Genomic DNA, 8701 nt, shown 5'->3' with positions numbered 1-8701 from the left:
CGGCTTTCATCATCACGCAACGATGTGCATTGCGGCCTACGGATTCCTGATCTCCGAACGGGAGACGATTCCCCCCTCAGGCGCGCGGCGCGCCCGGCCGATCCCGCTCGCTCGCGTTCCCGCAGATTATAGACCCCGCGGATCCGCCGCTGCGGTCCCAACGTCACATTCCAAACTCGATCGCGACGATGCGACGGCAGCTCGAGCATGGGCTCGTCCGAACGCTGTCGAGATGTCCTTGTTGTGCGATCAAGTTCGACCACTACACAGATCGTCGTTTGTGACGCAGTAAGACTAGTTGGGTAGCAAAATGGTAGCAGGAAAAGCAGACCATGACTGACGATCAGGTGAATCTCGTCATTCAGCACCTTTGCGAGCAATTGCGCTTGGCGCTCCGATTGAAGAGCAGCGAGTCACACCCACCAAATGCCAAGGATATTGGATTCGATCCTGCCTCTGTAAGAACTGTACTGCTGACTGGGTTGCGTTCGGCGGGTGTCACGATCCACGACGAGGCAGCCGGGGCGAGCGAAGAGCCGCCGTGGTCCTAAACCCAAAACGTCGGGACAGCATAACCCAGTTTACTAGCTTGGTGTGTCGAAGCTCGCGAGCAGTTGTCTAGCGCGTGGCGGTAACGGCCTTCCGCCTCGCCAGCGTTCCGATCCACTTGTGCCGAGCGCGATCGGTCTCCCAGCCACCGGCGCCTTACGGGCAGTGCCTTGACACTGAGACGGGAGCTTGGGCAGCACCATCGGTAATGCCTCAGTTTGAAATTTAGTTCGTTTTCTTCCGGCTGATATCGTAGGAAAAGCGGACGGTCATCACGGGGCCGTCGTCGTCGCGGACTGAGATCTCCATTTGCTCAGTCCCTTTACCAGTGACGGCCGCATCCCGAGCCATCGCTCCCAGCGATTGCGCCGCTTCGCTCTGTGCGGCCTCCAAATCACTAAGGTCTACGCCTTCCTCATCGACGGCAACGGAGTTGCCGGTCTTTAGATCGAAGTAATACCGAGGCATTAGACGCGTCCACTTTCATTCTGATCTTTCGAAAGCAGAAGGCTGGAATGCGTTCCTATTCTGACGCTTAGCTGACGGGAACAGAGAGTCGACCTTCCGAAGTCGGAATTCAGCGGCGTTCGGCCAAGACGTGGAGGACGCAAATTGGATTACCCGCTTCGTCAGTCACCTCCAGCCGCCATTCCTGGCCCGGTTTCAGCGCACCGTCCAGGTCTTGGATGAGCTGCCCGGCGGTGAACGTGGCCTCCTTCCAGGCTTCGTCCTTCCCCGGAAGATCGATGCCGGTGTCGTCAGGATGATGAGTCCTGTGGTGGACATGAAAAAAGTACCGCGGCATCTCGGTTGGGTCCGATCATTGCGCTGAAGCTACGGAATAATTGACTCCATACGTGCTCGTTCCAGGCGTATGGTCGGGTGGAACCGAGCGGATTTTCGTCTCCTAGACCTTCAAGGACCTCCTAGATGCCCATCGAGATGATGATCCGCAAATTACGGCTGCACTCCGAGCTGTCTGATGAAGACATCCAGACTTTGCGATCAATCATTAGCCCGGTGAAGATTTTGCGGGAGGATTCGGTCATCGTTGGAGAAGGGGACCTCAGCACACAATGCTGCGTGATCCTAAGCGGCTTCGCCTACCGGTCTAAGGTCGCGGAAAATGGCAAACGGCAAATCCTGTCCTTCCACATCGCGGGCGACATGCCTGACCTCCAAGGATTGCCGCTGAAGCGGATGGACCACGACCTGACGACACTCTCCGAGGCGCGGGTCGGCTTCATAAATCATGAGGCGCTCGAACGAGTCGTTGAAGCCCGGCCGGCGCTGGCACGAGCTCTCTGGCGAGAGACGCTTGTCGACGCCGCGCTGTTCCGGCAGTGGATTGTCAACTTGGGCACGCGATCGGCTGCTGGACGCATGGCCTATTTGATTGCGGAATTGCGCCAGCGGCTTGCGGCGATGGGATTGGTCGTCAATGAGCAGTTTGATTTTCCCATTACTCAATCGAAGCTGGCCGATGCACTCGGGCTAAGCGTCGTGCAGGTCAATCGGGTCCTCCAGGCGTTCCGAACCGAAGGCGTCCTTGATTTGAAGCGCAGAGTCGTCACGCTCAAGGATATCGAGAGGATCGTCGAGCTCGGCGGATTTGACAGCCTCGAGGACGATACTGGCGTGGCCTAGCGCCTGCGCAAGCTTGCCCAGATCAAGTCGTCGGGTCGTGTCCGGTCGGTCAAGAGCTTGGACGGGTGGCAAGCTCAGAAGGGGCCGAGTAGCCGATTTGGGCCCCCTCGAAGGAGAGCCGGGCGCGGACGCTGCCGCGGAAGCCAAAAGCCGATACTTGCAGGCCATCGACAAGCACAAGGAATGCGTCAAGGCCAATCGCGCGATCCGAACCGGTGAACAAGTCGAAGCCCGGCTGTTCGCCTCACTCCTGTCACCCGGCAGCAAGTGTTTTTGTTTCAGCCGCACTTTTCCTAAGCCTCGATCGCTAAATGTAAGTCCCCGGTTCTGTTGGATGGCACTCGATCGCGCACGGCGACTGAGACGCCTGCGCCGTCTCCGCCCTGCGGTCACGATCGCTGTCGCAAAGCCGCCGTGCGGCTAATGCCGCGCTTCGCGCGCATGCCTGACGGCTGCGCTCAATTGAGCGGGGGACATGAGGGGCACTGCCCCTCACCCCCAGCAAGACCTTCTTTCGTCCTCCCGTGCAGCGAGTCGGTCGCACATCGCGCTGCGCGGCTCGGTGCAACCGCGTTGCGCACCATCGGATGCGCGCCGGCATCGCCGGCGCCGAAACAAGCTCTTGCCCCCCGAAACCCCGGTCTCGCCGACGGGCAGGCGGCATGGCGAGGGCCATGCGCGCGCTCCGTTAACCTAAAGAGAGAGATCATGACCAAGTCTGCGAAAGATCGCTTCGACGTTCATCAGGACATCACGAGCCGCATTGTTCAGGCCATCGAGGCCGGCGCCGGGAATTTCGTTCTGCCATGGCATCAGGGTGCCAGCTCGAAGACGCCAGTCAACGCCACGACGCAACGAGCCTATCGAGGCGTCAATGTGCTGTCGCTGTGGATCACCGCCCAAGCCCTCGGTTATCGCTCCCATCGATGGGCAACGTTCAAACAATGGCAGTGCAGTGGCGCGCAAGTCCGCAAGGGCGAGAAATGGGACGCCGATCGTGTTCTACAAGACTCTGGAGATCCAGAACCCAGAGCCCGAGCAAGAGCAGGGTGAAGACGCCCACTCCATCCCGTTTGCTCGCGCTTCGTGGGTTTTCAACGCCGAACAGGTCGACGGCTTCACGGCCGCGACGCCCGAGCTTGCCGCAGCGCCATTGTTCGAACGCCTCGACCGGGCGGACAAGGCGATCGCCGCCACTGGCGCGGTTATCGAATATGGCGGGACGCAAGCTTTCTATGATCGCAGGGCCGATCGCATCCGCGTTCCCGATCCGAGCGCATTCCTCGGCTCGCCCACGAGCTCACCGCGAGAGAGTTTCTATTCCACGGTGCTGCATGAACTGACGCATTTCAGCGGCGCGCCCCATCGTCTGAACCGCGAGAAAGGCAAGCGCTTTGCCGACAAGCCCTATTGCTTCGAGGAGTTGATTGCGGAACTCGGTGCTGCATTCCCGTGCGCCGAACTCGGAATCACCAACGCACCGCGTCCGGATCATGCTCAGTATATCGCCCAGTATCTCGCAATTCTCAAAGAAGACAAGCGGGCGATCTTTCAAGCAGCAACCGCCGCGACCGCTGCGACAGCCTATTTGCTGGCGTTCAGCAGCCAGTCGCAAGAGTCTGCCGCATAGCGTGCTTTTCATCGCGGAAGGAAGTCGCGCATCGCCGCTGCGCGGCTTCCGCTCCTCGTTATCGCTTTGCGGACTACGGTGCTGCGCGCCGTGCACGCTCGCCTCGCTTCGCTCGGCGCCGACTTAAGCCAGCATCAATCAAAAGACCCCGCCTGACGAACGTCAGGCCCGGGTTGGTTGCAGGCCTTCGCAGTGCGTCAGGCGGGGAGTGATCAATTGCACGTTGGGAATAGGGAGCCCAACGAGACAAGACTACCTGCTCACCAAACCGAGTGATTGACCAAATCAGGTCCTTCCTGGTCAGAACGGGACCCAACTGACGCTCTCCTTGGAGTCCGGTCAGAGGATCCCCAGGCGCGATACCTGAGCGCGCTCTGGCCGCTCTACAGCATGATTGCGGGCGCGGTGACCGTGCTCTCCCTTCTTGGCTTCCTAAAGTTCGGAAGCATCTGGCTGTTCGCGTAACCCTCGGGTGCTCGGCTGAGTCCGCGGGGCGCGACACCCTCGACCAAATTACGGGCCGCCCGTCCGTGCATCGAGATCATCCACCGCACCTGCCCCCAAACCCGATCGCGCTCGGCGGGCCTTCTCGCGGCTCGCCAGGCTGCGTCCTCGATCCCGCCCTCGTCATCGCGCCGGAGCGATGAGTGAGCGCTCGTTTGAGCGCGCGGTGACATCAGCCGGCTTTTTGCCATCCCCAATTCGCGGCTCGAGGGCAGCGAACAATCTCGTCCCAGGCCTCAGATTTTGCCCCCCATTCTGCTCCGCCGCTCCTGACCGCACCTTGAGGTGATGTGCGCAATCCGCTCGCCCGGTCCCGCTTGTTCCCTTTTCCACTTTGACCCGCCGTTCCGACGCCGAGACCTGCTGGAGTTCAACCCCGCCTCGACCAAGCCGACGACAATCGGTTCTGCTCAGGAAACGCAGGGCCTTTTCTCTGCATCGCCTGGGGTGGTGCCATGCACCGTTGCAACGATGGCGTGGTCTAGCGCCGTCGAAGCGACTTCGGCCCCTGCGACGAAGAATTTTCCCCTTGCCGCCTGCGGCGGCAATTCACCGCGGCCGTTCGCTACGCTCACTCCAAAATGCCCCGTCGCGGGCGGGGCGCAGCGCTGCGCTCGCCCGCGGCGGCCTGCGGCCTTGCGGCTTCCGTCGCCTCTTCCCGGCGCTTTGAGACCACCATCGCAACGGTGCGATGTCACCAACCGAAGGAGAGAACGATGACCCAGCTTTGTGAAGTGAACCAGATCGGCCGCGTCGGCAAGATCAAGGAAGTCGGCCAGAACCTGATGATCTCGGTCGCCTCGGACGCCAGCTACAAGAAGGACGGCGAGTGGGTGGACCGGGCCAACTGGGTCGAGCACACGATCTTCGCCCGGCAGGACGGGATGCTGAAGTGGGCGGGCGAAACTCTGAAGCCCGGCGATCTGGTGTTTGTCCGCTCGACGCCCTCGCAGAGCTCCTGGGAGAAGGACGGTGAAAAGCACTACGGCGTGACCTTCGCGGTCAACGAGCTGCGCCTCGAAGTCGCCAGGGCCGACCTGAAGGGCGCCGACCAGGACGACAAGCCGGCGAGCCGCAAGAAGGCCCGCTGATCGCGATCCGGAGGGGCCTCGTGCCCCTCCACCTCGCTCTCAGACTTGGCCTGAAAATGATCAGAGATCGCCCCCGATTTGATCAATCAATCACACTCACGACCCGGGGTACTATGCATAAGGGCAATTTCCAGAAAGCGCTCTGCCATGGTCGGACTTTGTCTCAAGCTTCTGAAGCTGGTGCTGACGGCGCTGCGCCTCACGCTGTGGACCGTGCTGACCGCGCTCTGGCCGATCTACAGCATGCTCATGGGTGGCTTGGCCGTGCTCACCTTTCTTGGCGGCCTGCTGTTTGGAGGCATCTGGCTGTTCGCGCCGAACCCCGCGCCATTTGTCGGCGAGGCGGCGCTGTATGTTTTGCCCGTGAGCCTGGTGGCGTCGGTTCTCAATATCGCCTACGGCGCGCTGGTGTTCGCGCTCGAGCCCAAGGACCGAGTAACGTTCTATCAAAATTGATCGTCAGCGAGCTTAGAGCCGACCCCGGCGCCGAGATAGCCGAGTTGCGCACACTGACTCACGATCAGGGATCGGAAGTCAGTTCTTAACTAAACCGAGGGAATGACCCGTGACGGATTTAGAAGTGCCCACCACCCAACCCACACCAGGTGGCAAACGCAGACTTTGGGCGCCGGAAAAGCTTGCGGAATTCCGCACCAGGCTGCAAGCGCTTCCTCCGATCGAGGCCCGCCGCAGCCTCACTCAGACCGAGATGATTCGAGCCCTCAACAAGGACATCGAAGCCCTGCGCAAGCGCGGCTATGGCCCATCGGATATCTGCAAGGCGCTCGCCGAGCTTGGCTTCAGCATCTCACCCAATGCGCTCGCCAAGATCACATCGGGTAAGCGCGGCAAGAATCCCAAGGCTGCGACCAAAGCCGCGGAAGCCGGGCCAACCAAACCCGGCGCCGCCGCACCATCCGCATAGTTGTTGGCGCGACCGAACTAGGTGGGCGTGGCTTCAGCCTGCGCAGCGGCGGCCCCGGAGGGTGAGGCGGGGGAAGATCTGTCGGCGAGGCTGGTGCGTGTGGGTACGCGACTTGTGGCGAAGGAAGCGGCGGCGCTTGGGGTGGCGGCGCGGGCGAGAGGGATGCGACCGAGCGCGTGGCTGCGGTCGCTGATTGCGGTCAGGCTAGGAAGGGCGCGCAATATTCCGGGCAAGAGCAGGTGGCGCTCGGCCGGCTGGCAGCCGAGGTGAGCCGGGTTGGGGTCAACCTCAACCAGGCGGTACGGCTGGCACATGAAGCGCGCAAGATGGGCAAGCCGATCTCTCTAGATGTAGCGACGATCGAGGCGGCCAAGGCCGCTGTGACGAACGCGTACGCGAGAGTTTTAGAGGTGGCGAAGGGGAACGTCCGCTACTGGGAGGACGGCCATTGAGTGAACCCTATCAGGACATTCTGGCGTGGGTCTGGCGGCCGTCGAAGGCCATGCGCATCCTCGATCAGCGCGGCGGGTCGGGCGACTGTGAGCGGCCACGCCTGGGGGTGTCGCCAGCCTCGAAGGCGCGGCTGGAGCGGCTGGTTCGCAAGGCGCCGGAGGTGGTTGTGAAGGTGTCGGGGCGGACCAAGAATGCCGGACATTTGAGGGCACATCTCGATTACATCACCCGCAACGGCAAGCTGGAGATGCAGACCGATTACGGGCCAATGAAAGGGAAGGAGGCGGTCGGTGAGCTACACGCGGACTGGGCCGATAGCGCGGAGGTGACGGCACAGAACAAGAGTCTGCGGAAGGCGCCGATGTCGGTCAACATGGTGTTGTCGCTTCCGAAGGGAAGTGACCAGGAAAAGTTCAGGGATGCAGTGACCGACTTTGTGGACAGGGAATTGCGGCCGCGGGTCGATGTGGTGGTGTGCTTCCACGACGACACGGCGCATCCGCACGCCCATGTCACGGTGCACGGTCGGGATCGGGAAGGGAAAACGTTCAACCCGCGAAAGCCGCAGCTGCACGAGTACCGGGAGAAGTTTGCGGCATGCCTGCGGCACAGAGGGCTCGATGCTGAGGCCACGCCGCGCTACGCGCGCGGCGTCGGGATGCGCGACTATCCGACGGCACTGCGACGTATCGAGCAGCGCGGAGAGGAGTCGCGGGCGCGGCAAGACATGATCCGCGAGCTCAGACAGGATTATGACGCACGGAAACAGAATCCAGGGCGGGACGAGCACCCTTGGGAGCAGAAGATGCGCGCGAAGCACCAGGCGGTGCGGACCGCCTATGCGACGGTGGCGCGGGCGCTGGCCAACAGTCCTGACGCGCGCGACCGGGCGCTCTCGGAAAACGTCACGCGGTTCCTTGAGGCAATGCCCAAGGACCGGCCGCCGACGTTGCGCGATAGGGTCTATCTCGGGCACGAGAAGCGGCAGGCCAAGGACAAGGAAACGGAACCGCCCGAGCGCGGCCGCGGCGCGCCGGAGCGTTAGCTGCGGCGGCATCTCGGTGGCGCTGTCTTTGTGTAATTTCCCCTCCGCGAGTCCCTAGCTAGGTCGTGAGCCCATAAACCTGCGCGAGGCGGGCCGGTAGAGCTAACCTGACGGTGCTCTCAGCCAAGCGGGAGGCAGGACTTGGCGAGGGGATCAGCTGGGGCTCCGACAAGGAGCAGGGGGGCCTCCTGATCTTCCCCCAAAAAAGTGGACAGGTTAAGCTGCTTTTCGCTCCATCTCGATCGGAGTGGCATATCCGATGGCGGAATGGAGCCGGGTGCGGTTGTAGAAGCCCTCGATATAGGCAAAGACGTCGCGCATTGCCTGGGCGCGGGTCTGGTAGTCACGATGATGGACGAGCTCGGTCTTGAGGGTGTGGAAGAAGCTCTCCATCGGGGCGTTGTCGTAACAGTCGGCCTTGCGGCTCATTGATGCGGTGATCCTGGCGGTGGTGAGGGCTTGGCGGTAAGCGTGTGAGGCATACTGCACCCCGCGATCGGAGTGGTGGATCAATCCAGCTTCCGGTCGTTGCTGTTGGATCGCCATCGTCAGGGCCGACGAGGCGAGTTCCGTGCGCATGTGATCGCCCATGGCCCAGCCGACGATCTTACGGCTGAAGAGGTCCATCACGGCCGCCAGGTACAGCCAGCCTTCCGCGGTCGGGATGTAGGTGATGTCGGCGAGCCAGACCCGATTCGGAGCAGGCGCCGTGAAGTCGCGCATGATCAGGTTCGGTGCGATCGGCAGGTCATGACGGCTGTCGGTGGTGCGAACCCGGCGTGGTGGCGCCATGATGGCTCGGATGCCATGCCGCTGCATCATCCGCTCGATCCGGCCACGGCTGGTGCCGCGTCCCT

General features: G+C 62.0%; 12 protein-coding genes and 1 pseudogene. 10 read left to right on the top strand and 3 right to left on the bottom strand.

All coding sequences use genetic code 11. The features are described 5' to 3' along the window. Together J6525_RS45185 and J6525_RS45180 are read left to right on the top strand one after the other, a co-directional pair. A pseudogene (locus J6525_RS45185) lies at positions 1 to 292 on the top strand (IS701 family transposase); the annotation flags it as partial. A 40-nt stretch (positions 293 to 332) separates the two neighbouring features. Further along, positions 333 to 551: a hypothetical protein gene (locus J6525_RS45180; RefSeq protein WP_225649479.1), complete on the top strand. Its 219-nt coding sequence runs from the start codon at positions 333 to 335 to the stop codon at positions 549 to 551. 223 nt (positions 552 to 774) lie between these two features. Here J6525_RS45180 and J6525_RS45175 read toward each other — a convergent pair whose 3' ends face one another. Next, on the bottom strand, positions 775 to 1017 hold the full coding sequence (locus tag J6525_RS45175; protein WP_225649478.1) for a DUF6894 family protein: 243 nt from the start codon (positions 1015 to 1017) through the stop codon (positions 775 to 777). Between the two features lie 109 nt (positions 1018 to 1126). Then, entirely contained in the window at positions 1127 to 1354 is a 228-nt protein-coding gene (locus tag J6525_RS45170; RefSeq protein ID WP_225649477.1) for a DUF6894 family protein, read from the bottom strand. Positions 1355 to 1479: 125 nt separating this feature from the next. Here J6525_RS45170 and J6525_RS45165 point away from each other — a divergent pair, with 125 nt between their 5' ends. From J6525_RS45165 to J6525_RS45130, 8 genes are all read left to right on the top strand, one after another. After that, the gene (locus tag J6525_RS45165) at positions 1480 to 2196 is read left to right on the top strand and encodes a Crp/Fnr family transcriptional regulator (RefSeq protein ID WP_225649476.1); all 717 of its coding nucleotides are present in this window, start codon (positions 1480 to 1482) and stop codon (positions 2194 to 2196) included. A 708-nt stretch (positions 2197 to 2904) separates the two neighbouring features. Continuing rightward, positions 2905 to 3249 (top strand): ArdC-like ssDNA-binding domain-containing protein, encoded by a 345-nt coding sequence (locus J6525_RS45160; protein ID WP_225649475.1) that lies wholly within the window; start codon positions 2905 to 2907, stop codon positions 3247 to 3249. Then, complete coding sequence (locus tag J6525_RS45155; RefSeq protein ID WP_225649474.1) at positions 3194 to 3826, top strand: ArdC family protein; 633 nt, start codon at positions 3194 to 3196, stop codon at positions 3824 to 3826. Before J6525_RS45160 ends, J6525_RS45155 begins: the two co-directional genes overlap by 56 nt. A 1220-nt stretch (positions 3827 to 5046) precedes the next feature. Then, the gene (locus J6525_RS45150; protein WP_225649473.1) at positions 5047 to 5421 is read left to right on the top strand and encodes a single-stranded DNA-binding protein; all 375 of its coding nucleotides are present in this window, start codon (positions 5047 to 5049) and stop codon (positions 5419 to 5421) included. A gap of 180 nt (positions 5422 to 5601) precedes the next feature. Continuing rightward, complete coding sequence (locus J6525_RS45145) at positions 5602 to 5877, top strand: hypothetical protein (protein ID WP_225649472.1); 276 nt, start codon at positions 5602 to 5604, stop codon at positions 5875 to 5877. Positions 5878 to 5986: 109 nt separating this feature from the next. Next, on the top strand, positions 5987 to 6346 hold the full coding sequence (locus J6525_RS45140) for a hypothetical protein (RefSeq protein ID WP_225649471.1): 360 nt from the start codon (positions 5987 to 5989) through the stop codon (positions 6344 to 6346). A 176-nt stretch (positions 6347 to 6522) separates the two neighbouring features. Further along, complete coding sequence (locus J6525_RS45135; protein WP_225649470.1) at positions 6523 to 6798, top strand: hypothetical protein; 276 nt, start codon at positions 6523 to 6525, stop codon at positions 6796 to 6798. Between the two features lie 50 nt (positions 6799 to 6848). After that, positions 6849 to 7844 carry a relaxase/mobilization nuclease domain-containing protein gene (locus tag J6525_RS45130; RefSeq protein WP_225649469.1) on the top strand — a complete coding sequence of 332 codons (996 nt, stop codon included), beginning with the start codon at positions 6849 to 6851 and terminating at the stop codon, positions 7842 to 7844. Positions 7845 to 8060: 216 nt separating this feature from the next. On the opposite strand, the gene J6525_RS45125 is transcribed toward J6525_RS45130, so the two are convergent. Continuing rightward, positions 8061 to 8701: IS3 family transposase (locus tag J6525_RS45125; protein WP_225649468.1), on the bottom strand; the 641-nt coding region annotated here is incomplete at its 5' end.

Origin of the sequence: Bradyrhizobium australafricanum, from assembly GCF_020329495.1 — a bacterium.
Classification (GTDB): Bacteria; Pseudomonadota; Alphaproteobacteria; order Rhizobiales; family Xanthobacteraceae; genus Bradyrhizobium; species Bradyrhizobium australafricanum.
The sequence above is the reverse complement of the archived record's forward strand: the minus strand, read 5'-3'. Positions and strand labels throughout refer to the sequence as shown.

Coding starts and splice junctions, on each gene's coding strand:
- J6525_RS45160 (WP_225649475.1), top strand. CDS start 2,905: ATGACCAAGTCTGCGAAAGATCGCTTCGACGTTCATCAGGACATCACG.
- J6525_RS45130 (WP_225649469.1), top strand. CDS start 6,849: ATGCGCATCCTCGATCAGCGCGGCGGGTCGGGCGACTGTGAGCGGCCA.
- J6525_RS45165 (WP_225649476.1), top strand. CDS start 1,480: ATGCCCATCGAGATGATGATCCGCAAATTACGGCTGCACTCCGAGCTG.
- J6525_RS45170 (WP_225649477.1), bottom strand. CDS start 1,354: ATGCCGCGGTACTTTTTTCATGTCCACCACAGGACTCATCATCCTGAC.
- J6525_RS45175 (WP_225649478.1), bottom strand. CDS start 1,017: ATGCCTCGGTATTACTTCGATCTAAAGACCGGCAACTCCGTTGCCGTC.
- J6525_RS45150 (WP_225649473.1), top strand. CDS start 5,047: ATGACCCAGCTTTGTGAAGTGAACCAGATCGGCCGCGTCGGCAAGATC.
- J6525_RS45180 (WP_225649479.1), top strand. CDS start 333: ATGACTGACGATCAGGTGAATCTCGTCATTCAGCACCTTTGCGAGCAA.